Here is a 22,724-nt window from a genome sequence, read left to right on the forward strand (position 1 = left end):
ATCCATGATTGATGCCGTTCAGTCCTCAGCGGACCCGCAACCGGACACCGGCCGGCCCCGCAACCTGTCCCCCACGCCGGCGGTCCTTGCCCGCCTCGCGTCGGCCGGCCTGGCTGCGGACAGCTCACCGCGCCGGCTCGCCGAATACTCCTACGATGCCTCCAACTACCGGGTGGCCCCGCTTGCGGTGCTCTTTCCCCGGACTGTTGATGACGTCGTCGCCGCCGTTGCCGCCTGCCGTGAAACTTCAACGCCGCTTATCGGCCGTGGCGGCGGAACGTCCATGGCCGGAAACGCCATGGGCCCCGGCGTGGTACTGGACTTTTCCCGCTACATGAACGGCATCCACACTATTGACGAGTCCTCCGGAACGGTGGCTGTTGATCCCGGGGTGGTGCTCGCCGCCCTCTCCCGCGAGGTGGAAAAAGCGACCGAAGGCCGCCTTACCTTCGCCCCGGATCCATCGTCAAAGAACCGAGCCACAGTGGGTGGTTCGCTGGGCAACGATGCATGCGGTAATCATTCGGTCCGCTATGGACGGACATCGGACCACGTGTCAGAAATCGACGTCGTGACGTCCGAAGGCTTCCAGCTCACCGCTGCAGCCTCCGGGGTAAAAGCCACCCATCCTGAGGATGACGCCTCGGCGGCCAAGGCGGCCGCCCTGACCACTTCTTTAAAGGACTTGACCTCCAGTCACCTGCCCGAATTCCGCCTTGAACTCGAACGCATCCAACGCCAGGTCTCCGGCTACCATCTGGCAAACCTGCTCCCGGAACGCGGTTTCAACGTCGCACGCGCTTTAGCCGGCTCCGAGGGAACGTGCGCCATCATCGTCGGCGCGCGAATGAAGCTCGTCGCCAAACCTGCCAGTGCACTCCTTGTCTGCCTCGGCTATGCCGATGTGGTCGAGGCGGCGCGGGACATCGAAACCATCCTGGAGTTCTCACCCGCCGCGGTGGAAGGCATCGACGAGGCCATCGTGGATACGATGCGGTTCCGCCGGGGTGACGGCTCGGTACTGGGCCTGCCCGAAGGCAAGGCCTGGCTTTACGTGGACCTCGACGGCGACAGCCCGGAGAGTGTCCGTGCTGAAGCGGACCGGCTGCTCGCCCGCCTGAAGGAGAACGGCCGGCTGGTGGACGGCCGCCAGGTCCCCAACCTCCAGGAACGGGCATCGCTCTGGCGCGTCCGGGAGGACGGCGCCGGACTCTCGGCCCGGCTCTCCACCGGAGGAGAATCCTGGCCCGGCTGGGAGGACTCCGCAGTCGAACCCGCCAAGCTGGCCGATTACCTCTCAGACTTCCGCGAACTCCTCGCCCGGCACGACCTGCAGGGCGTCATGTACGGCCACTTCGGCGCCGGCTGCATGCACATCCGCATCACCTACGATCTTCGAACCGACGCCGGACGTACGGTGTTCCGGGCCTTCACGCGGGAAGCCGCGGAACTGGTTGTCCGGCACGGCGGGTCACTTTCCGGCGAGCACGGGGACGGCAGGGCCCGTTCCGAACTCCTGGCCTACATGTACTCTCCCCGTATGCTCGCTGCCTTTTCAAGCTATCGCCGCATCTGGGACCCCGTCGGCATCCTCAATCCGGGGTCGCTGACCGAGCCGGACGCCATGGACGCGAACCTTGCCCTGCAAGGAATCCCCCAGCGGCAGTGGCGGACCAGCTTCGACCTTCGCCCGATTGGTGCCGGCGGCGGCTCCACGGCGGAAACCGACTCCCCCGAGACCAGCACGGGCAGCGGGACGGACCCCTGGGTCCACGCGCTCCAGAGCTGCATCGGTGTCGGCCGCTGCCGCACCGATTCCGGCGGTGTGATGTGCCCCAGCTTCCGGGCCACCAAGGACGAAAAGGACTCCACGCGCGGCCGCTCCCGCGTCCTCCAGGACATGGTCCGTGGCGCCCGCAGCGTTGAGGAAGGCTGGAAATCTGAGGAGGTCCGGGAGGCGCTGGACCTCTGCCTCTCGTGCAAGGCCTGCTCCACTGACTGCCCCACCGGCGTTGACATGGCCACCTACAAATCCGAATTCTTCTCCCACTACTACGAGGGCAAGCGGCGCCCGCTCTCGCACTTCTCCCTCGGCTGGCTGCCCCGCTGGCTCAAAATCACCGGCCGCATCGCCCCCCTGGTCAACGCAGTGATGTCCACACCCCTGGCCAAGGCCGCTGCCGCCCTGGGCGGGCTCACCACCCACCGTGCGCTGCCCCGCTTCGCGGGCGCCGGGGAGTGGCGCCGCGAACTGGCCGCAGCCGGCGTCGGACCCGTACGCAAGTACGACCGCGACGGCGACCGCGAAGCACCGGACGGTGTCGTCCTGTTCGTGGATACATTCACCCGCGGCTTCCGGCCAGAGGTCGCCGGCGCCGCGGCCCGCGTGCTCACCGGATCCGGGACCACCACAGAATGCTCAGCTGACGCCTGCTGCGGCCTGACCTGGATTTCCACCGGCCAACTGGACACCGCAAAGAAGCTTCTCGGACACGCCGCCTCGGCACTGGACGACGGCACCGACCGCCCCATCGTGGTCGTGGAACCCAGCTGCGCCGCAGCACTTCGAAAGGACCTGCCGGAACTCGTGCACACCGAACAGGCCCGGCGCGTGGCAGCACGGGTACGGAGCTTCGCGTCCCACATTGAAGAGCTCACCAGCTCAGGCTGGAGTCCGGCACCGGCCGAGCCTCTGCCGGAGCACGTGGTGCTGCAGACACACTGCCACGAATATTCCGTCTTCGGAGCCGGCACCCAGAAATCAGCGCTCCAGGCCGTGGGTGTCACAGACGTCACGGACGCCTCAGGTTGTTGCGGTGTCGCCGGCAACTTCGGCTTTGAAAAGGAGCACTTCGACGTCAGCATGCTGGTGGCCGAACAGTCCCTGGCCCCGGCGCTGCGCGGGACGGATGCGACGTCAGTGGTGCTCACCGACGGTTTCTCCTGCGCCATGCAGGTCCAGCAGCTCGACAACTCCAGACCCGGCCGCCACCTGGCCGAACTTCTCGACCCCGGCAAACCAGGGGCAGCAAGTCCTCCACCCCGCCGTGCAGCAGTGCCTCCCACCAAAGAAAAGGACCCTTCATGAGCATCCAGGCGACAACAAACTCCCAAACCTCACAGAAGGCGCTGGACGCCCTCACAAAGGTCAGCACCGGCCTTTACATTGACGGCGAATGGGTCGAAGCAGCGTCCGGCGCGCGGTTCGACGTCATCAACCCCGCCACGGAAGAAGTGATCGCCAGCGTCGCCGACGGTGGCGCCGAGGACGCCCGGCGGGCCATCGAAACAGCCGGCCGGGTACAGAAGCAATGGGCCAAAACGGCGCCCCGGGAGCGCAGCGAAATCCTGCGCCGCGCCTTTGACCTCATCATGGCCCGGCAGGACGAACTGGCCCTGATCATGACCACAGAAATGGGCAAGCCGTTCGCTGAAGCCAAGGGAGAGGTAGCCTACGCCGCAGAATTTTTCCGTTGGTTCTCGGAGGAAGCCGTACGCATCGGTGGCGACCTGACCACCACCGGGGACGGCAAAAACCGTATCCTCGTCTCCAAGGAGCCGGTAGGCCCCTGCGTCCTCATCACACCATGGAACTTCCCGCTCGCCATGGGCACACGCAAGATCGGACCGGCCATCGCTGCCGGCTGCACCATGGTCTTCAAACCGGCGAACCTCACCCCGCTGTCCTCCTTGGCCCTAGTGGACATCCTGATCGAGGCAGGCCTTCCCCAGGGCGTGCTCAACGTCGTGACAACCACCAAAGCATCCGACGTCGTGACCCCCTGGATGGAAAGCGGCATCGCACGCAAGGTCAGCTTCACCGGCTCTACCGGGGTCGGCGTCCGGCTCCTTGAACAAGCAGCAAAGAACGTCATGCGCTCCTCCATGGAACTGGGCGGAAACGCCCCCCTGATCGTCTTTGACGACGCCAACCTTGACCGCGCCGTGGAAGGCGCGTTCGCCGCCAAGATGCGGAACATGGGCGAGGCCTGCACCGCGGCCAACCGGATCTTCGTCCAGCGCTCCGTGGCCGCCGACTTCTCCGCACGGCTCGCCAAGCGTCTCGGCTCCCTTACAGTGGGGGACGGGGCAAAGGAAGGGACCGACGTCGGCCCCCTCGTTGAACAGAAGGCTCTGAACAAAGTCCAGGAGCTCGTGGATGATGCCGTTGCCAAGGGTGCCACCGTGGTATGCGGCGGGTCCCGGCCGGAACGCAACGGCTACTTCTACTCCCCCACAGTGCTCTCCGACGTCACCCCGGATGCGGCCCTGATGAGTGAGGAAATCTTCGGCCCCGTCGCCCCGATCGTCCCCTTTGACACCGAAGAGGAAGTCGTCCGCCTCGCCAACGACACCCCGTGGGGCCTTGCCAGCTACATCTTCACACAGGACCTCGACCGCGCCTTCCGCGTCGGTGAAGAACTGGAGGTCGGCATGGTGGGACTCAATACCGGCATCGTCTCCAACCCAGCAGCACCCTTCGGCGGCATCAAGGCCTCCGGCCTGGGCCGCGAAGGCGGTCGCGTGGGCCTGGACGAATTCCTGGAAATCAAATACATGGCCATCCCCCGCAATCAATAACACCGGGCTGTGGTAAGGCAGCAAGCGCCTAATAGCCGCGTCAGATATCCGATACTGATATCCACTCAACCAGTGTGCTCCGATACCTTCGACCCCATTGCTGTCAAGGTTAGCGGCACCCTGGGCCGCTCTCGACGGCCGTGCGTCCTGGTCGCGGCCGCGGGCTTCCTGTTGGCCGCGGCCAACGCCGCAGCGTCATTCCTTGGGCAGTTCCCCTGCCGGTGGTCTAGGCCTTCCTGGCCGTCGCCTGAGCGCTCTCTCCCTTCTACATAGCCGGGCTTTCCAGCTCCGCGGCGGACTAGATGTACTGAGTCAGGACGTTGGTTAAATTGTGAATAGGTGAAGACCTCTTAGGGGAACCAGCAGATATCCAATCCGTGCCGGTCCCCACCGGCGGTTGACCCTGATCGCGATAATCCGCCGCTCCCGCCGCACGGAGGTCCTCCGCGCGGACCTGACGGGCCGGCTGGAGCGGTCTTCCATTCCGGCCTCACCAAGAGCCCGGTAACGGGCAGCCCACCGCGCAGCGGTCGTGACGGACACCTGACACCGTTCAGCTGCCCGCCGCAACGGGCATTTGTCTTCCACTGCCCGGAACTGCCCCCCCGAGTCGCAGCGTCGTCTTGATCTCTGATGACGGCGTTGATACCCACATTCGACACGCAGACAGTGGTCCAACGAGGAATGTAATACGGCCGGAGAGCTCCTCCCATCTACCGGCGCTTTTGCTGGCCTCGATAGTCAGTGCCTAACGAAGAATCGTTCCGCAAAGTTGTCCCACACGGCCATGAAGTCGGTGGACGGGGTTAGGATCCACTGACGCTCGAGGCCATTCCAGAACGCCATCAGTTCGCGGGCGGCGAGTGAGGGGTTGCGTTTCCACCCGAGCAGGGTTTCGAATGCAGCTAATGTCCTTCGCTCGCGGTCCACGAAGTAGTCATGTGCGGGGTGCCCGGGGTCGATGGCTTCGGCTGCGAGCACCACATACAGGCGAACCAGTTGCACACGATTGAGGTTGCGGGATGCCGACGAGCGCATGAATGCGCTCACTCCTTCCGGTGTCGCCAAGGACTCTTTTGCCGGCGGATCGGCGGCGTCGACCTCGTCACGATACGCAAGGACGGCTGCCAGCAGGTCGGCCATCGAGGGGAAGTAGTGAAGGACTGATGGTCCCCGGATCCCGCACGCTTCAGCAATGTCCATGAGGGACACGGCGTTGAAGCCCGAAACGGAGATGAGGCGTGTGGCCTCGGTAACTATCTGCCGGCGCCGGACGTCAGGCGCCAGGCGCTTCTGCACCCTTTTCTCGACTGCTGGCGACGTGGTCAAAGTCACTCCCTTGCTGGACGGATCGATTTAAAGATTGTAATCTACCACTCACTAGATCTAATCTAGTGACCACTAGACAACTGCAGTATTTCTCGTAGTTCCCTTTGAGGGCCGCGAGGACGCGACAGTCACCTCAATGGAGAGATCAAATGTCACAAACCCCACTTCCCTCAGCAGCGGTCCTGGAAGCGGACGCGCACGCTGCTGCGAAAGCAGCCGCGGCGCTCCCACGAGCTTTCTCACTGAGATTCTCGACGCGCGGTATCGCCCTCGCGGTCGACGTGCTCGTTATGATGCAACTGACCTTCTACGCGACGGACGTCGTGGGCCTGCCGGCTGCGCTCGTGGGAGGCCTGTTCCTTGCGGCGAAACTCTTTGATGGAGTTACTGACCTGATGGTCGGATTCATCATCGATCGAACGAACACACGGTGGGGCAAGGCACGGCCCTACGAGCTGTTCATAGTGCCCTCGTGGTTGCTGACAATTGCAATCTTCTCCACCCCGGAGATGAGTACCTTCTGGCAGGCGACGTACCTATTCGTCCTTTACGCGCTCATCCAGTCGGTCTGCCACACATTCCTCAACGGGTCCGAAGGCGTATACCTCAAGCGAGCTCTCCGGGGTCAGGTCCGTTACGCGAAGGTGCTCTCGCGGCAGGGTGTATTCGTCATTCTCTTCGCATCTGTTGCGAGTGTCATGCTGCCGCAGCTGATGGCGACGTGGGGAACTCAACCAGGCGGATGGACGCTTATAGCCCTTGTCTACGGTATTCCGATGATGATTCTAGGCCTTATCCGGTTCTTCACTGTGAAGGAGCTTCCCGAGGACGAGGTAGACCACACCACTGAAGAGCGTGTGCACGTCAAGGATGCCCTGAAAGCCCTCATCCGCAACAAGTACGTCTTCGTTCTCGCCTCCCTTGTCTTGGTGGCAAACATCATCACTCACATGAGCACCATTGTCGGCGCCTACTACTTCAAGTACGTTTTCGGCGATTTGGGATTGCTCTCACTCGTATCAGCAGGTGGTCTCGTCATACCCTTCGTCTTCCTGCTGTTCCCCCTTGCAGTGCGCACGATCGGGGCGATCAATTTTCTCCGTGCCGGCCTCGTCCTTGCGACCATCGGCTACACGCTCGTGCTTGTGTTCCCCACCAACCTCGCCGCCGTGGTAGTTGGACAGATCTTGGGTTCCCTTACGGCGGTCGTGACGCTGCTGATCGGCTTCTTCGTGATTCAGGCTATGCGGTACGGGGAATGGAGGACTGGCCGGCGGATCGACGCAGTAACAAATTCGGTTACCAACTTCACATCGAAAGTAGGGTCAGGACTCGCTTCGGCTGGGGTCGGCATCATGATGGGAATCGTCGGCTACAACGGGCTCGCCGAGGTGCAGACGGAACCAGCGCAAGCGATGATCTTGAGCCTGTACTCACTCGTTCCACTTGTCCTCGCAGTGATCATGCTCGTGATCACTTTTCTCTACAAGCTCGACAAGCACATCGTGCATATCAACCAGGACCTCGACGCCGGCATCCACGCGGATACCAGCACGCTGAAGTTCTAACCCATTAGTCACTCAGGGACTCCACAGGTTCGCACCTCGATCGCCGACTACGTGTGGGGCTGCCCGTTCATGTCGACGACGGCGTCGCCCGACGACTGGGAAACAACATGAGCCGATCGCCAGGAACCGATAGGCGATCGAAAGCACAACGCACCACTTATTGATTCAAAAGACAAGGTAAGCAATTGACACGCTCATCGTTCAACCAAGGATGGCTCGTCCGTCCAAAGACAAGCATCTATGCCCAGCTGCAGGGCGGCGGTTCCGAGGGAACGGCCGTGTCATTGCCACATGACGCGATCCTTGCCTTGCCGAGGTCTGCAGATTGCGCCGAAGGGTCACGCACCGGTTTCAGCCCGGGAGGGGTTTTTGAGTACACGAAGACCTTTGACGTGCCGGAGGAGTACCGTCAGCACCGCGTTTCGGTCGAGTTCCAAGGCGTGCACCGAGATGCCATGGTGTACGTAAACGGTGCCTTCGCCGCGCAGCGGCCTTTTGGCTACTCCACTTTCACCGTCAACTTGGGGCCGTTCCTGAGGTACGGGGAGACGAACACGATTCGTGTCGATGCCCGGGCCCACGAAGACTCGCGCTGGTACACCGGCGCCGGTATAACGCGCGATACCTTTCTCGTCGTTACCCAGCTCATCCATTTGGAAACCAATGGAGTCAGTATCACTACTCCGGATATTGACGCTGAACGCGCCGTGGTTGAGGTTGCGGTGACCGTGACCAACAACAGTCTCACGACCGAAACCGTCACAACCGATTCCGAGATCCGGGGCGCGGAAGGAACAGTGGTCGCCCGCGGCAGTGCTCCCGTCACCTTGTCGCCGGGCGCATCAGCGACCACCCGGCACCGCCTTTACGTACTGGAGCCGGCGTTGTGGAGCGTGGATGACCCCAATCTTTACACCGCCACTGTGAGCGTCCGCGACGTAACCGAGGTCCTGGATACTCGCGATGTGACCTTCGGCATCCGGTCTCTGAAGCTGGATCCGATGTACGGGCTGCGCATCAACGGCAGCAGTGTGAAGCTCCGAGGGGCCTGCATTCACGCGGACAACGGTCTGCTTGGTGCTGCTGTGATCGGCCGCGCCGAGGAACGGCGGGTCGAACTACTCAAGGCCGCAGGATTCAACGCCATTCGCAGCGCCCACAATCCGATCAGCCAACCCATGCTGGAGGCCTGTGACCGAATCGGCATGCTGGTCATGGACGAGACCTTTGATATTTGGACCGATGGGAAGGCTTCGTTCGACTATTCTCTTTCCTTCCCGGAATGGTGGGAGCGCGACGTCGAAGCGATGGTCGCCAAGAACTTCAACCACCCAAGCGTCATCTTCTACTCGATCGGGAACGAGATTCCCGAGACGGGGGCTCCCTTGGGCTCGGAGTGGGGCCGGAAACTTGCCGAGAAGGTCCGCGCACTCGACAGCACCCGTTTTGTGACCAACGGTATCAACGGGTTCGTCTCGGTGCTTCCCGAGGTGACAGCCATGATGAAGCAGCGCTCGGCAGATACCCAGCAAGGCGGTGTGAACGATGCCATGAATGCCGGGGACCTGATGAACCAGGTCAGCGCATCGCCGCTGGTTACGGCGAAAACTGAGGAGTCCTTCTCGGTTCTTGATGTCGCAGGAATGAACTACGGCGACAGTCGCTACGTGCTGGACCGGGAACTCTTCCCCAACCGCGTCATTGTCGGGACTGAGACCTTTCCGCCACACATCGGTGCGAACTGGAAGCTGGTGGAAGAGAACCCGCACGTCCTGGGAGACTTTACCTGGACAGGTTGGGATTACCTCGGTGAGGCCGGTGCCGGCAGGATTCAGTATGTCGATCAAGGCACGCCCACGTTCGAAGCGGACTACCCCTGGCTCACTGCGTGGACCGGCGACCTCGACATCACTGGATTCCGGCGGCCAATCTCGTACTACCGCGAGACCGTGTTCGGCCTCCGCCATGAGCCGTACATCGCCGTGCACCGCCCTGAAAACTACGGACGCCCCGCCCTTCAGGGCCAGTGGGCCTGGAGCGACTCCATCTCCAGCTGGACATGGCATGTCTCAACTGGGACACCCATCAAGGTCGAGGTCTATAGTGACGCTGACGAAATTGAATTGATCCTGAACGGAGACTCCGTTGGCCGGCTCCCGGCTGGACGAACCAATTCCTACATGGCCGTGTTCGATCTCAGCTACTCTCCGGGCGAACTCATCGCAGTCGCCTACACCGGCGGCCAGGAGCAGGCACGAACGGTCCTGCAGACCGCCGGTGACGCCGCGGTGCTCTCGGCTCTTCCCGACAGGACACAAATCAATGCCGACGACTCCGACCTCTTGTACGTGATCATTGGGCTCCAGGATCAGGCAGGCACGATCAGCCCGGCAGGCGACCGTGTTGTGACAGTCCAGGTCGAGGGGGCAGGGATCCTCCAAGGCCTGGGCACCGGCCGACCGAACACGGAGGAACGCTTCGACGGACCGACGTGCACCACCTTCAACGGGCGCGCCCTTGCCATCGTCCGGCCCGTGGGCCCGGGAGCCATCACGGTAACTGTGATGGCCGAAGGACTCGAACCCGTGATCGTCCATGCCACGGCGGCCGTACCCCGGAAAGACCCTGACGCCTCCGGCATGCCAGAACTGGTCATGAACGCCGCACAAAGAATCTGATGAGAAGTGGCCAGCACCATGGTGACCAGAGCCGCAGCCAGCCGCAGGTGGGAGACCAGGGTCTCTTCGCGAACAACCAAGAACAGTCACACCACAAAGGGGACCAACAGATGACAACGCTACCGAACACATTCCTTTGGGGAGCCGCCGCAGCGCCACACCAGATCGAGGGCAACAATGTGAACAGCGATTGGTGGCTGTACGAGCAGTTAATGCCGCACCTGGGTTCCAGCGGCGACGCTGTAGACAGCTACCACCGATTTGAGGAAGACATGCGGCTACTCGCCGATGCGGGACTCAAGGCTTACCGGTTCGGGATCGAATGGGCACGCGTGGAGCCGCTCCCTGGCGAGTTTTCACGGGCCGAACTCGCCCACTACCGGCGGATGATCGACACCGCAATCGGTCTTGGGCTGACACCGGTGGTGACCTTGCACCATTTCACGAGCCCGCGTTGGTTCGTTGAAGAGGGTGGCTGGCTCGGAGATACAGCAATTGACCGTTTTACGGCATATGTCACCCGCGTCACCGAGATCCTCGACGGCGTCGAATGGATCTGCACCATCAACGAACCGAACATGCTCGCTCTCATGGTTCTCATGGCCCGAAGAATCAACCCGGACGCTGTACCGGATTTCGTGACCCCAACGGTCCAACCCGGCGAAGGGATCCTGATCCCCAGACCTACCCTCGAAGTAGGTCGGCGGCTTGTTGAAGCGCATCATGCCGCACGGGCAGTGCTGAAGGCGAAAACGACCGCCAACGTCGGCTGGACTACCGCCAACCTTGCTCTGTGGGCTAAGCCGGAGAACTCTGAGTACCTCGAATCGGAGCGGTATGCCAGGGAAGACCTCTACCTCGAGGGTGCTCGTGGTGACGATTTTATAGGCGTGCAGTCGTACTCGACCCAGGAGATCGGACCGAACGGCATGATCCCAGCTCCACCCAGCCCGGACAACACCCTTACCGGAGCCGCTTACCGGCCGGAGGCGCTTGGCATCGCCATCCGCCATGCGGTCCAGGTCAGCGGGGCCCCCGCGCTGGTCACGGAAAACGGCATCGCCACGGCGGATGACGAGGTTCGCATCTCTTACACCACCAGCGCCCTGCAGGGACTCTTGGAGGCAGTCGCCGACGGAATCGACGTGCGCGGATACCTTCACTGGAGCGCACTGGATAACTTTGAGTGGGGTCATTGGGAGCCCACCTTCGGCCTGATCGCCGTCGACCGCGAGACCTTCACCCGCTACCCCAAGCCTAGCCTGGCGTGGCTTGGGAAAGTCGCCCAAAGCAACGCCGCGGTTCTGACGGTACAGGTATGACAACGCAACGTTGGGCCGCAATTGGAACCGGCGTGATCTCGAGGAGCGTCGTACCTGATCTGCAGAGCTGCGAAGGCGCTGAGGTCGCCATGGTGCACAGCCGTGACGCAGGCAAAGCCGCGCAATTCGCTGAAGAGTTCGGCATCCCAACACCAACTGACGACTACGACGCGGTCCTGGGAGATCCATCAATTGAGGCGATCTACCTAGCGACCCCGTTCGCGACGCATCACGCCATGACCCGCGCCGCCCTGCTGGCCGGAAAGCATGTGCTGGTCGAGAAGCCGATAACCATGAACGCCGCTGAAGCATCGGACCTGTTTGCCCTGGCCGGCGAACAGGGGCTTTTCTTGATGGAAGCCATGTGGATGAAGTTCAGTCCGGTCTTTATCCGGCTTCATGAGGAGATTCGGGCCGGGACGATTGGCCAACCGAGAAACCTGCGGGCGACCTTCTCGATCCCGTTCCCGAACGACGGCGAAAGCAGCAAGTGGGATCCCACCCGCAGCGGCGGTGCGTTACTCGACCAAGGCATCTACCCCATCACACTCGCCCATACCCTGTTCGGCGAACCTGCAGCCATCCATGCAGTCGGAACAATGCGGGAAGACGGACTCGATGTTGCGCAGCACTTCACCCTCGAATACTCCGATGGGCGCTACGCACAGTGCGCGAGTTCCATGGCAGAGTTTGGTGAGCTGACGGCCTCGGTGGGTGGTCAACGCGGTTGGCTGACGCTCACACCGCCGTTTTGGGCCACCACCGACCTTCAAATCCATGCGGGTGGAATGCAGCAGATTCTCCGCACACCCGACCTGGTCAAGTATCCACGCGAGGGCAGCGGCTACGTTCCAATGCTGCGCGCCGTGATCGATGCCATCGGGCACGGACTGATCGAGCATCCCGTACACCCGGCTTCTGACACCATAGCCGCCTTTCGAACAATTGACGGAATCTTCGCGCAGATGCAATAACGCCTTCTCTTCATCGACACCGAACGAAAAATTGAAGCGTTATTGCTCCAAACCCACCCGGGCGGCGTACTCCCATTCGGCCTCTGTCGGCGGGCGTCGTCCAGCCCAGCGGCAATAGGCGAGGGCGTCGTCATGGGAGACCTGGACGACCGGGTGGTCCGGGATCTCGGACCAGTGCTGCCCTGGCCCTGCAGGGTGGGCCCAGTCGGCGCCTTTGACTGTCAGCCACCAGGGTGACCCGGAAGCTGTACCCAGGATGTCCTTCCTCTTGGCCTGCACTGCAAGATGGAAAACGGCCGACGTGCCGTACGTCTCCGCTTCGGTCTTGTAGACCGTGGCGTCTACGAAGGCAGCGAACTGCTTGTTGGTCACCGCAGTGGTGTCCATACGAAAAGCCTCCAGCACCACCGCATGGACCGGGAGTTCCCCGTCTGCGGGATAGCCTTCATCGAAGGAATCTCCCATCATGAAGGTTCCGGCGGGGATAGGCACGTCGAGATAACCGGCTCCAGCGGCAGCGTTGATCGTCTCCTGCGTTTTCTGCTCTTCGGGGGCCGGTCCGGTTCTGAACGGGGCCGAACATCAGCTTGCTACAGAAGCTGTGGTCGTATTATCCAGGGCATTCTCGTCAGTCATTTTGGCCCTGATCGCTCAGTGCTCCGTGCTTCGCGCACCGGTTCGTTGAAAGGTTTCGCCGAGTCCGGCGGCCATCTAATCCCGGCCTCTGGAGCCGGGCCTGCTCCGGACTGTTTATGTGCCGCACTTCTGGTGTGCACCATTTGTCATGTGTGCCAGTGCTGGCGCTTCGATTCGATGGCTTCAGGTTTCGAACCCCATTCGAAATTGCAGCCACCTTTTAACCCGCGACTTGCAAACTCAGTGCCCCAGAGCCTCTGGCGAGAGTTAAAGGCCTGAGCAAGCCCGTTGAGCTGCGACGGGCGTCTGAGATATCACCGCTACCCTTTCTTCCACAGTCGCGTCCGGCGGTGCCCCGACTTTGATGGCCCGGAACCCTGATGATTGTGATGTGCCGGCAGCCTGCAGACATTCTTTCATCCGGTCAACGTGAGCAGGGAGGCGGGCTCCAAGAGCCCATCACCCGGCCCGGTTGTGCCGAGACTCTGCATTGCTGCCGCTTCTGGTGCCGGAGGGACATGAACGTCGGCCCAGGCTTTGCCATACCTGGTGTCCTCACCGGCGCATCCGGAGAAGACGAGACCGCGTAGAAGGCCACGGTCACGGGGATAGGCGGGCCTCGCCATACTTCTGCTGCTGCTCGGCATGCTGCTAAGTACGGGCTCCGCTCTGCGCTGGCTTCGGGTGGAACGCAGCATGCGCAACAAAGCACCGCTGCCGTTGCCCTTGATCGTCCCGCTGCTGGCAGGGGCAGGCGCGCTGGCCGCCGCCGTCGTCCTGGTCTTCATTCTCTGGCGCTGAGCGCGTGGCCCGCAACAACCAATCCTCAGGAATGCACGGAGACCCGGGCCTCCAGCCGGAACGGACCACCCTCGCCTGGGGCCGGACCATGAAGGCCCTAGTGACCGTCAGTGGAATCTTGTCGTTGTCCCGTGGCAATACGTGATGCAGCCACGGCGCTTAAGTAGCCGGGCGATAGAGACATCCGGCTGGCTGGACGTCCTTGTCACCATCGCCGTCTTCTGGGACAAAAGTCTCTGAAGATGACCGAGGGCGGCTCCCCTGCCGGCCACCGCGGCCCACCCGGTCGCTTCACCACGATTACCAAAGCTCTGCTCGTTCTTACGAAGGCGGTAAATTGTAAGGCCTATACTAGGATCGATCTAAACAGGAGTGAGGGCCAGTCATGCAGAAGACGCAGGGGCAACGAGGGATCACGTTGGCTGATGTGGCCCGTCATGCCGGCTACTCCAGGTCGACTGCATCACTGGTCTTTCAGGATAGCCCGCTCGTGGCTGGCAAAACCCGCGCCAAAGTGCTCGCCGCTGCTGAAGAGCTCGGATATGTTTACGACCGGCGGGCTGCGAGCTTGCGCATGCGGCGAAGTCATAGTGTTGGGCTCCTGGTCGGCGGGTTAAGCAATCCGTTCTTTGCAGAATTAGTTGAAGCCGTAGAGGAGGGTCTGGGTCCCTCCGGCTATCGGGTGCTCCTTGGCAACAGCTCAGAAGATCCGCACAAGCAGGATGAACTCCTGAAAACACTACTGGAATACCGGATAGACGGATTACTGGTGGTTCCCGCAATAGGTTCGACGAAGGCGTCCCTGAAGCCACCGGCCCAACTGGGCGTTCCTGTGGTTGTCCTCACCAGGAAGCTTCAGGGATTCAGCTCGCCGTATGTTGGTTCTGACGATCGAGCTGGGGGGGAGCTGGCAGCGAGGCACCTGCTCGATCACGGTTGCACAACCCTCGCATATTTCGGGGGTCCCGAACACGTCCGCGTCCGGGAGGAACGCCGCCAGGGATTCGAAGACATTACGCGCGGCGCAGGAGCTTTGATCGACCCCGATTGGTCGGTACCCAGCAAGACCTCCAGCACAGCGGGCTACGAAACAGCGCTCAGATTGTTGGGAAAGTCAAAATTGCCGGACGGCATTGTCTGCCACAGCGACGCCATAGCGTTCGGCCTGATGCGCGCGCTGCGCGACGCCAAAATCGACGTTGGCATGCAGACTCGGGTCATTGGCTGGGACGATGTCGAGCACGCCCGGACATGGTCGCCTTCACTAAGCTCCGTAGCCGTCGGCGCTCGACATATGGGCGTTGAGGCGGCCCACCTCCTGATCAGGCTGATTAACGGCGATGCCGAAGGTAATCCCAACATTGTTTTCGGTCCCGAACTGAAGGCTCGCGAGTCCTGCGGGTGTGGAGTTCGGTGAAAAACCGTTGACACCCCCTCAAGTCTGCACCTATTCTATTTGGACCGATCTAAAAACGTGGTACTGACCACACATCTCCCACCTCTCACTGATACCAAGATTACGTGTAGATTAAGCGGAATTTCATAATTGGATCGATCTAAATAGGAGTAGTCAATGCTGACCATTCGGAAAATTGCGGCGGCTGTTGCTGCCGCGCTTGTCTTGACGGGGAGCTTATCGGCCTGCAGTCCGAGCTCGAACCAGGACCAGGAAGACGTCAAGGAACTGAATCTGGCCACGGCTGAAACTCCGTGGCTGGCCAGTTACAAAAAAATCGCCGCGGAGTACGAGGCCGAAACGGGTATCAGGGTGAACCTGACCACCTTCCCGTTCGAAGGTCTCCTGACGCAACAGGCCAATGCAGCCCAGACTGGTTCTAACGCTTTTGACCTGTTCCAGATCAACGAACAGTGGGTGGGCCAATTCTATGACGGAGGCTGGGTGCAGCCTTTGAAGGACATCGACCCCGACTTTGAGTGGGACGAAAACCTCATTGATTTTGACGGCGTCGGGAAGTGGGATGCCGAGAACAGGACCACAACCCCTGAGGGGGAGGCATACTCCCTGCCGATTAATGGCAATATCCATCTCTTCAACTACCGCAAGGACCTGTACGAGCAGCTGAACCTCCAGGTACCGAAAACCTGGGACGAGGTCGTGCAGAACAGCGAGACGGCGATGGCCTCCGGGGCCGTAGCAAGCGGCTACGTACTTCGCGGCAAGACCCCGACCTATGACTGGAGTTCGCTGCTGTTCAGCTACGGCGGGTCCTGGTTCAAGGATGAGAAGAATGGCGACTGGACTCCTAACATCAACTCGCCCGAGGCGCGGAAGGCCCTTGAGGAGTTCAAGCGCCTTGCGGAGGTTGGTCCGCCGGCACCCCATACCATTGCCCAGGCTGAGGCGACCTCGCTTATGCAGGGCGGCAGTGTCCTGAACGCCACTTTCGTCGCAGCAGTGGCAGCGGCTCTGGAGAATCCTTCAGGCTCCAACGTGGCCGGAAAGATCGGCTATGCACCCGTGCCCGGCAAGGCACCAGTGAGCGGCACCTGGACATTGGGCGTTCCCACCGGCCTGCCGGAGGGACGTTCCAGGGCTGCCTACGACTTCCTCACCTGGCTCACAAGCAAGGACACCATGCAGAAGTGGGCCGAATATGGTGGGGTGACGACCCGCACGGACATCACGACTGAACGCCCCGAGCTTCAAGCGATCGTCAACTCGGCCGAGGACATCCGCGGCGGCCTGCGCTACCCCTTCACCCCGAAGATCCTTGAGACAACGGACCCGGCAATCAGTCAGTATCTCGCCGGGACGATTTCCGTTGATGAGGCCCTGAATCGGATGGACAAGGGCGTGCATAAAGCGGTCGAGGAAGCCGGGTACCTGAAGTGACGACCGCTGTCGAAAACCGGGCGCGGCGCGGCCAGGAGTCCGCGCTGCGCGCGCCCCGGAAGCCCATTCCCTGGTTCAAGTACCTGACGCTCGCCCCGCTGGGACTGTTCTTCCTGGCTCTGGTGGCGTTCCCGGTGATCCAGCTCGTCTGGATGTCCCTGGGGCGGGTGCGGGTGGCCGCCGGCAGACTCCTGTGGACTTTCATCGGCGCTGACAACTACGCCCAAATGCTCTCGGACGAGACATTTGCGATCTCCCTATGGAACTCTGCGGTGTTTATCTTCTTCACCGTCGCACTGACACTGATCCTCGGCATCGCCCTCGCCCTTGCCACCGACCGGCTCGTCAGGGCACAGAAATTCGTCCAGAACATCCTCATCTGGCCTGCGATCCTCGCCCCGGTGGTCATCAGCGTCATCTGGCTTCTAATCCTCAGCCCCCAGATCGGTCTCCTCAACCGCATCCTGGAAGGGCTTGGAATCGCTCCCCAGGCATGGCTGGGAGACCCGGCCGGAGCGATGGCCAGCATCATCGTCCTCGACGTCTGGCACTGGACACCTATCGTTTTCCTCTTCGTATACACGGCACTCCGGGGGCTTGATTCGTCGGTCCTGGAGGCCGCAAGCGTAGACGGTGCGAAGTACCCGCAGACCCTGCGCTACGTGATCCTGCCGCTGCTCATGCCAGCCATCGCAGGAGCCGCAGCAATCCGCATCGTCATGGGCGTGAAAGCCTTTGACGAGATGTACCTGATGACATTCGGCGGTCCCGGCACGGCCACGACCGTCATCACCATTTACCTGCGCAACGTTTTCTTCGGATCATTCCAGTACGGCTACGGGGCAGCGCTCAGCGTTACCGTCGTCCTCCTGGTCACCGTCGTCCTCCTGCTCGCCTTCGCCTTCCAAGCCCTCATGAGGAGGTCCAGCCGTGGCTGATACCCCCGTACGCCGCTCAAGCGGAAAATGGCTCGTCACCGTCGTCCTCGCCGGTGCCGTGCTGGCCACTGTTATCCCGATGATCTGGATGGTCGTCATTGCTTTCCAGCAACCGCGGGCGATCATAACCCCTGGCTGGAATTTTGAGTTCTCACTCGAAAACTTCACCGAGGTGTTCGCCCCGGGGCAGATATATGGACCGCAGGTCTTCAACAGCCTCGTCCTTGTGGTCAGCGCAACCTCGCTGTGCCTCCTTGTCAGCACCTTTGCCGCGTACAGCCTCTCGCAACTCAAATGGTCCAACCGCATGGTTGTCGTCGTCTTGTCGGTCGCAGGCCTGCTGCAGGTAATTCCGCCGATGACACTGGTACCGGGACTCTTCGTCACGCTCACCACCTTGAACCTCGGCGGCACGCTGATGGGGCTGATTCTGCTCAACACGGTCTTCAACCTCCCATTTGCGACCATCATGACGAAGTTCTACTTCGACTCCCTGCCCGGGGAACTGCGCGAATCAGCCTCCATCGACGGTGCAAGCGAGTACGGCACATTCCGCCGGATCATGCTGCCCCTTGCGATGCCAGGGATCGCCTCCGTCGCGATCTTCACCGCCATCCAGATATGGAATGAGTTCCTCTTCGGCCTCGTCTTCACCACCGGCGGAACCCAGTCCCCCATCACCGTCGGCATCGCCACGCTCATCCAGCCTCAGGAAATCAAGTACGGCGGTATGGCTGCTGTCGGCGTCGTTACCGCAATCCCGATCATCATCCTGGCCGTCGTCGCAAACCGCCAGATCGTCGCTGGCCTCACGCGCGGTGCCGTGAAGGGCTAAACCAAAAATGTCACCACTGGGAGTACACGATATGCATCGCCCCGACCTGCCCAACATCGCCCTTATCCACTGCCACGACCTTGGCGACTGGCTCTCCTGCTACGGCCACACATCAGTTCCCACCCCCAATCTGCAGCGGCTGGCCGAAGACTCCATAGTCTTCGACAACGCCTTCGCCACCTCGCCCCTGTGCACGCCGGCACGCTCATCGCTTTTCACCGGAAAGTCCCCCCACGCCAACGGGCTCATGGGCCTCAGTCATGCCGGCTGGCACTACAACCCCGATGTCGTCACTCTCCCCGAAGTGCTGGCCTCAGCGGGTTACCGCACCGCCCTCATCGGGCTCCAGCACGAAGACCTCGACTCCCGCGTCCTGGGCTACGAAGAGGTCCACGGACTCGGGTTCATCCCCCGCGCCCTGGAAGTGGCCAAACTGACCAAAAACTGGCTCACCCACCAGCCTGACCAGCGCCCGTTCTTCGCTTCCATCGGTCTGTGGGAAGTCCACCGCCCCTGGCCTGTCGAAGACTACGAACCGGCCGATCCGGCAAAGGTCGAGGTCCCGCCGTACCTGCCTGACAACGAACACACGCGGGGCGACATCAGCCAGTTCCATGGCGCGATCCGCCAGATGGACGACGCGGTCGGGCAGATCCTCGAGGCACTTGATTCTGACGGGAGCGGCAAAGAGACCCTCATCATCTTCACAACAGACCACGGCGTTGCCTTCCCCAGAGCCAAGAGCACGCTCTACGACTCAGGAGTTAAGGTCGCGCTGCTCCTGAGACCCCCGGCTTCATGGAACATGGTGGCAGGGCGCCGGGAAACTCTTGCCAGCCACCTGGATGTCCTGCCCACTCTGGCGGAAATCGCCGGCGCCGAACCTCCCGCCAGCATAGAGGGCATCAGCCTGCTCGGCGCGCTCCGTGAAGGGCACCATAACCAGCCGGACCGGGCCCTGTTCCTAGAGAAGACCTACCACGACCGGTACGATCCAATCCGGGCTGTCCGCACCAGGACGGCGAAGTACATCCGGAACTTCACGGACGCGCCTCGGCTTCCACTGCCCCTTGACCTTGAGGACAGCGAAACGCGCCGCGGGATGGACGACCAGCACCTCCAGCCCCGTCCTGCCGAAGAACTGTACCTCCTTGACACAGACCCGTGGGAGCTGGACAACCGGTCAGATGACCCAAGCCTGCTCCCCCTGCGCAACGAACTCGCCGAAAAGCTCACAAACCATCTTCTGGCAAGTGCAGACCCTGTGCTCGACGGGACGGTGCCATCGCCGCCTGCACCGTCGCGGAACAAGGTCAAGACACGAGGCTGAAATAACTGCAGCGTGCGGTGTCCTGTTCCGTGCCATTGGGACAGGACACCGCAGCCGAAAAGGAGGGACGCATATCTTGCGCGCCATAGTCGTTATGTTCGACAGTCTCAAGCGAAACTCCCTTGAACCGTACAAAGGCAGCGAAGCCCCTCCCATACCGAGCTTCGCACGCCTGGCAGGATCAGTGGCGTCCTTCGAGAACTGCTATGCCGGCTGCATGCACTCACGCAGTCAGCACGCACAGCCACTCCCAACCGCTTCAGAGAAGGAATTACGCTTGCCTGTTCACGCACCCGCAGATGATGACTCTGGTCGGACTGGCATATCCGCCAGGATCCTCAGAGGCGGAATCGAGCCAGACCCTCGGTTCACCCTGGCGAACGAACGAACCTTCCTTGCCTGGATCCGCACCTCTTTGGCGCTGCTCGCTGGAGGCGTCGCAGCGGAAGCCTTTATGGCTGACCTCTTCGACCCGGTGCTGCGCAAACCCGTCGCGGTGCTGCTGCTGGCTTTGGCCCTCGTTATCGGGGCCGGTTCGTTCTTCCGCTGGCTCAACATAGAACGCTCCATGAGACACAAGACCCCGCTGCCCCTGCCCTTGATCGCTCCCCTGCTCGCCACCGGCGGCACCCTCGTTGCCGCAGCAATGGTCATCTTCGTGCTCTCCCGACCAGCCTGATAATGCCCCGGAAACAGGACCAGCCCACGCACAGCGACAGTGGTCTGCAACCGGAACGAACGGACCTCGCCTGGCGCCGGACCATGCTTGCACTGGTAGCCGTTGCTGCGATGTTTCTGCGCTGGATGACGCACCACGGCTGGTTCGCAGGCATACTGGTAGCCAGCGCCAGCATCACTGCCCTAGCCATCGGCGTCAGCAGCCGACGCCGTTTCCACCGGTCAGTTCACGGCATCAACCAGGAACACATGCCTCCAGCCCTTGGGCCACCAGCAGCCCTTGCCGCCAGCGTCGTAACCCTTGCCGTCCTCGGCCTCTACACCGTTCTCTACCTACCACTCGAACGCTGACCCCCGATCGGTCAAACCCAACCGCCTCGGCTGGTACGGACGCATGAGATGCGTTTCTGACCCAGCAGATGCACCCAGTTCTAATGAAGACACCTCAGTTCCTGGCGCGACACCTTCCGCGGCCCGCAAGAACCAAAACTAAGGAAGCAACATGCCTGACTTCAATACCATCACCTGCCCAACCACAGTCCGGATCACTCGACGACGCGATTTGGAAAGCACACTGGATCGAGCAGTCTCCCAAGCAATCGAACAAGCCCTGGTCAGCCCCGGTAAGGGAATAATGGTGACACGGCAGAGCCATGCAACCTTTACCATCGAACTCACCGAGGACGTGGCCCCAGGCCTCATTGTTGAAAAATCGAGCCCATGAAGCCCCCCGTAGTGGCCTTTTACATCGTGCAGGTCTGACTAGACCCAAACCGCGACATCCGGCTTGTCCCCGCGGTCGCCCGCACAAAGGTACCTAGCTCTACTGTCCCGGCAGGTTGCTGACGCGCCAGGACTGTCCGATTTTCGGTGGATTCTGGGTTGGGATTTAGTTGATTCTTCCGTCGAAGCTGATGGCGAAGGTGTTTAGAGCCAGCTTCCGACGTGCGGCCCATCGCACCCTGCCTTTACCTTTGGGGTCTAGTGCCCGTGTGGCGAGGTAGAGGCATGTCAGGGCCGCCTGCTCGGTGGCGAAATGGCCTCTGGCCGGACCGCGCGCCGGGTAGCGGGCGCTGACGGATTCGATGGCGTGATGCTGCAGATGACCCGCCGGATTTCCACGTCGTAGTCCAGGAACGGCACGAACTCGCTCCAGGCGTTCTCCCACAGCCGGATGATCGCCGGGTACTGCTCGCCCCACTTGCCCGGGAACTCAACGAAGCGCCCCTTCGCCGCAGCCTCGGCCGGTGCCGTGAAGACCGAGCGCAGATCACGGGACAGTTCATCCCAGTATTGCCGAGCCGGATACCGGAAGGTGTTGTGGATCAGGGGCACGATGCACAGCTGGGCTACCGCCAGGGCCCAGACCGTGATGCAGACGTCCTCGACGCCGCGGTTCTTGATTTCAGTCAGCAACGAGAGTCAGAACTTCGCCCATTCGCCTCCATCCCCGGCCCACAGCCCGAGGATGTCGCGTTCACCATTGACACTGACGCCGATCGCAACATACACCGGCCGGTTCGTGACCCGACCGTCAGGGACCTTGTACGTGGATCGTGTCAATGAACACCACCGGGTAGAGCGGCAAGGGGCCGGTTCTGCCACTCGGTCATCTCCCCGATGACCTTCTCAGTAGACCGCGAGATGGTGTCCTTGGAGCCCACCCTGGCACCAAACACCTCGGCAAAGGGCGCTGCAATCTCCCCGGTCGTGAGCCCTTTCCCGCTCAACAACAACACGATCGCATCAAAACCGGTCAGCCGACGCTGCCGCTTTTCACGACCTGCCGATCGAATGTCGAGCCGGTGTCCCGTGGCACGTCGATCTCCACCGGCGCGATCCCGGTCAACACTGTCTTCGTGCGTGTACCGTTGGGGAATTCCCGCTCCCGCAACGGTACACGTCGTGCTTTTCGTAGCCGAGGTGTGTTCGTCCATTTCCGCTTCCAAAACGGTCTCCAGAACGTTCTTCGTCAACCGATTCAACAGCCTGTCCGGTCCGACGAGGTCGATGCCCTGCTCCCTGGCCTGGGCCAGGAACTGCCGCGCGAATTCCTGCTGATCCACATCAGTCGCCATGAGACCCATGCTTCAGCTCATGATCAGTCTTCCCCGCCGGGAAACACTCGGAGTTCAGGCCAAGCACGGATCCAACGATACTCAGACAGTCCCGCTAGCTTTGTTGATCTGAGAGGTTGGTG

Annotated in this window: 17 protein-coding genes and 5 pseudogenes; 16 read left to right on the top strand and 6 right to left on the bottom strand. The window is 61.6% G+C overall.

Annotated elements, in window-relative coordinates; translation table 11 throughout:
• The first annotated feature begins 4 nt into the window (after positions 1–4).
• Both AC6CHP_RS19885 and AC6CHP_RS19890 read left to right on the top strand, forming a co-directional pair.
• Positions 5–3,088 carry an FAD-binding and (Fe-S)-binding domain-containing protein gene (locus tag AC6CHP_RS19885; protein ID WP_498231805.1) on the top strand — a complete coding sequence of 1,028 codons (3,084 nt, stop codon included), beginning with the start codon at positions 5–7 and terminating at the stop codon, positions 3,086–3,088.
• On the top strand, positions 3,085–4,581 hold the full coding sequence (locus AC6CHP_RS19890) for an NAD-dependent succinate-semialdehyde dehydrogenase (RefSeq protein ID WP_498231807.1): 1,497 nt from the start codon (positions 3,085–3,087) through the stop codon (positions 4,579–4,581). The genes AC6CHP_RS19885 and AC6CHP_RS19890 overlap by 4 nt, the downstream gene beginning before the upstream one ends.
• Before the next feature lie 327 nt (positions 4,582–4,908).
• Here AC6CHP_RS19890 and AC6CHP_RS19895 read toward each other — a convergent pair.
• Positions 4,909–5,169, bottom strand: a pseudogene (locus tag AC6CHP_RS19895) (helix-turn-helix domain-containing protein); the annotation flags it as partial.
• A 153-nt stretch (positions 5,170–5,322) separates the two neighbouring features.
• On the bottom strand, positions 5,323–5,910 hold the full coding sequence (locus AC6CHP_RS19900; protein WP_498231809.1) for a TetR/AcrR family transcriptional regulator: 588 nt from the start codon (positions 5,908–5,910) through the stop codon (positions 5,323–5,325).
• Between the two features lie 149 nt (positions 5,911–6,059).
• On the opposite strand from AC6CHP_RS19900, the gene AC6CHP_RS19905 reads away from it, so the two are divergent.
• The 4 genes from AC6CHP_RS19905 to AC6CHP_RS19920 all read left to right on the top strand — a co-directional run bounded on the left by AC6CHP_RS19905 (position 6,060) and on the right by AC6CHP_RS19920 (position 12,452).
• On the top strand, positions 6,060–7,478 hold the full coding sequence (locus AC6CHP_RS19905; protein ID WP_498231811.1) for an MFS transporter: 1,419 nt from the start codon (positions 6,060–6,062) through the stop codon (positions 7,476–7,478).
• Between the two features lie 185 nt (positions 7,479–7,663).
• The gene (locus AC6CHP_RS19910) at positions 7,664–10,156 is read left to right on the top strand and encodes a glycoside hydrolase family 2 TIM barrel-domain containing protein (protein WP_498231813.1); all 2,493 of its coding nucleotides are present in this window, start codon (positions 7,664–7,666) and stop codon (positions 10,154–10,156) included.
• Positions 10,157–10,266: 110 nt separating this feature from the next.
• Entirely contained in the window at positions 10,267–11,478 is a 1,212-nt protein-coding gene (locus AC6CHP_RS19915; RefSeq protein WP_498231815.1) for a family 1 glycosylhydrolase, read from the top strand.
• Positions 11,475–12,452: a Gfo/Idh/MocA family protein gene (locus AC6CHP_RS19920; RefSeq protein ID WP_498231817.1), complete on the top strand. Its 978-nt coding sequence runs from the start codon at positions 11,475–11,477 to the stop codon at positions 12,450–12,452. The genes AC6CHP_RS19915 and AC6CHP_RS19920 overlap by 4 nt, the downstream gene beginning before the upstream one ends.
• 45 nt (positions 12,453–12,497) lie before the next feature.
• Here AC6CHP_RS19920 and AC6CHP_RS19925 read toward each other — a convergent pair.
• A pseudogene (locus AC6CHP_RS19925) lies at positions 12,498–12,977 on the bottom strand (SUMF1/EgtB/PvdO family nonheme iron enzyme); the annotation flags it as partial.
• A 527-nt stretch (positions 12,978–13,504) separates the two neighbouring features.
• Positions 13,505–13,786 (bottom strand): DUF4862 family protein, encoded by a 282-nt coding sequence (locus AC6CHP_RS19930; protein WP_498231819.1) that lies wholly within the window; start codon positions 13,784–13,786, stop codon positions 13,505–13,507.
• On the opposite strand from AC6CHP_RS19930, the pseudogene AC6CHP_RS19935 reads away from it, so the two are divergent.
• The 10 genes and pseudogenes from AC6CHP_RS19935 to AC6CHP_RS19980 all read left to right on the top strand — a co-directional run.
• Positions 13,704–13,889, top strand: a pseudogene (locus tag AC6CHP_RS19935) (hypothetical protein); the annotation flags it as partial. The gene AC6CHP_RS19930 and the pseudogene AC6CHP_RS19935 sit on opposite strands and share 83 nt — an antisense overlap.
• Before the next feature lie 31 nt (positions 13,890–13,920).
• Positions 13,921–14,007, top strand: a pseudogene (locus AC6CHP_RS19940) (DUF202 domain-containing protein); the annotation flags it as partial.
• A gap of 267 nt (positions 14,008–14,274) precedes the next feature.
• Entirely contained in the window at positions 14,275–15,306 is a 1,032-nt protein-coding gene (locus AC6CHP_RS19945) for a LacI family DNA-binding transcriptional regulator (RefSeq protein WP_498231821.1), read from the top strand.
• Between the two features lie 156 nt (positions 15,307–15,462).
• Complete coding sequence (locus AC6CHP_RS19950) at positions 15,463–16,743, top strand: extracellular solute-binding protein (RefSeq protein ID WP_498231823.1); 1,281 nt, start codon at positions 15,463–15,465, stop codon at positions 16,741–16,743.
• Positions 16,740–17,681, top strand: a complete 942-nt coding sequence (locus tag AC6CHP_RS19955; RefSeq protein ID WP_498231825.1) for a carbohydrate ABC transporter permease — start codon at positions 16,740–16,742, stop codon at positions 17,679–17,681. The genes AC6CHP_RS19950 and AC6CHP_RS19955 overlap by 4 nt, the downstream gene beginning before the upstream one ends.
• The gene (locus tag AC6CHP_RS19960; RefSeq protein ID WP_498231827.1) at positions 17,674–18,516 is read left to right on the top strand and encodes a carbohydrate ABC transporter permease; all 843 of its coding nucleotides are present in this window, start codon (positions 17,674–17,676) and stop codon (positions 18,514–18,516) included. Before AC6CHP_RS19955 ends, AC6CHP_RS19960 begins: the two co-directional genes overlap by 8 nt.
• Positions 18,517–18,547: 31 nt before the next feature.
• Complete coding sequence (locus tag AC6CHP_RS19965) at positions 18,548–19,846, top strand: sulfatase family protein (RefSeq protein WP_498231829.1); 1,299 nt, start codon at positions 18,548–18,550, stop codon at positions 19,844–19,846.
• Positions 19,847–20,123: 277 nt separating this feature from the next.
• Positions 20,124–20,525: a YidH family protein gene (locus AC6CHP_RS19970; protein WP_498231831.1), complete on the top strand. Its 402-nt coding sequence runs from the start codon at positions 20,124–20,126 to the stop codon at positions 20,523–20,525.
• A gap of 2 nt (positions 20,526–20,527) precedes the next feature.
• Positions 20,528–20,875, top strand: a complete 348-nt coding sequence (locus AC6CHP_RS19975; protein ID WP_498231833.1) for a DUF202 domain-containing protein — start codon at positions 20,528–20,530, stop codon at positions 20,873–20,875.
• A 151-nt stretch (positions 20,876–21,026) separates the two neighbouring features.
• Positions 21,027–21,248, top strand: a complete 222-nt coding sequence (locus AC6CHP_RS19980; RefSeq protein ID WP_498231835.1) for a hypothetical protein — start codon at positions 21,027–21,029, stop codon at positions 21,246–21,248.
• Positions 21,249–21,535: 287 nt separating this feature from the next.
• Here AC6CHP_RS19980 and AC6CHP_RS19985 read toward each other — a convergent pair.
• Together AC6CHP_RS19985 and AC6CHP_RS19990 are read right to left on the bottom strand one after the other, a co-directional pair.
• A pseudogene (locus AC6CHP_RS19985) lies at positions 21,536–22,129 on the bottom strand (transposase).
• Positions 22,084–22,602 (bottom strand): transposase, encoded by a 519-nt coding sequence (locus AC6CHP_RS19990; protein ID WP_498231837.1) that lies wholly within the window; start codon positions 22,600–22,602, stop codon positions 22,084–22,086. The pseudogene AC6CHP_RS19985 and the gene AC6CHP_RS19990 overlap by 46 nt, the downstream one beginning before the upstream one ends.
• Between the last annotated feature and the right edge of the window lie 122 nt (positions 22,603–22,724).

Source organism: Pseudarthrobacter sp. GQ63, from assembly GCF_059758765.1.

What these genes read in the sequence shown, in the direction of transcription:
- AC6CHP_RS19905 (WP_498231811.1), top strand. Translation starts at nt 6,060, where the DNA reads ATGTCACAAACCCCACTTCCCTCAGCAGCGGTCCTGGAAGCGGACGCG.
- AC6CHP_RS19950 (WP_498231823.1), top strand. Translation starts at nt 15,463, where the DNA reads ATGCTGACCATTCGGAAAATTGCGGCGGCTGTTGCTGCCGCGCTTGTC.
- AC6CHP_RS19980 (WP_498231835.1), top strand. Translation starts at nt 21,027, where the DNA reads ATGCCTGACTTCAATACCATCACCTGCCCAACCACAGTCCGGATCACT.
- AC6CHP_RS19920 (WP_498231817.1), top strand. Translation starts at nt 11,475, where the DNA reads ATGACAACGCAACGTTGGGCCGCAATTGGAACCGGCGTGATCTCGAGG.
- AC6CHP_RS19885 (WP_498231805.1), top strand. Translation starts at nt 5, where the DNA reads ATGATTGATGCCGTTCAGTCCTCAGCGGACCCGCAACCGGACACCGGC.
- AC6CHP_RS19915 (WP_498231815.1), top strand. Translation starts at nt 10,267, where the DNA reads ATGACAACGCTACCGAACACATTCCTTTGGGGAGCCGCCGCAGCGCCA.
- AC6CHP_RS19945 (WP_498231821.1), top strand. Translation starts at nt 14,275, where the DNA reads ATGCAGAAGACGCAGGGGCAACGAGGGATCACGTTGGCTGATGTGGCC.
- AC6CHP_RS19930 (WP_498231819.1), bottom strand. Translation starts at nt 13,786, where the DNA reads ATGCTGCGTTCCACCCGAAGCCAGCGCAGAGCGGAGCCCGTACTTAGC.
- AC6CHP_RS19975 (WP_498231833.1), top strand. Translation starts at nt 20,528, where the DNA reads ATGCCCCGGAAACAGGACCAGCCCACGCACAGCGACAGTGGTCTGCAA.
- AC6CHP_RS19965 (WP_498231829.1), top strand. Translation starts at nt 18,548, where the DNA reads ATGCATCGCCCCGACCTGCCCAACATCGCCCTTATCCACTGCCACGAC.
- AC6CHP_RS19890 (WP_498231807.1), top strand. Translation starts at nt 3,085, where the DNA reads ATGAGCATCCAGGCGACAACAAACTCCCAAACCTCACAGAAGGCGCTG.
- AC6CHP_RS19990 (WP_498231837.1), bottom strand. Translation starts at nt 22,602, where the DNA reads ATGGCGACTGATGTGGATCAGCAGGAATTCGCGCGGCAGTTCCTGGCC.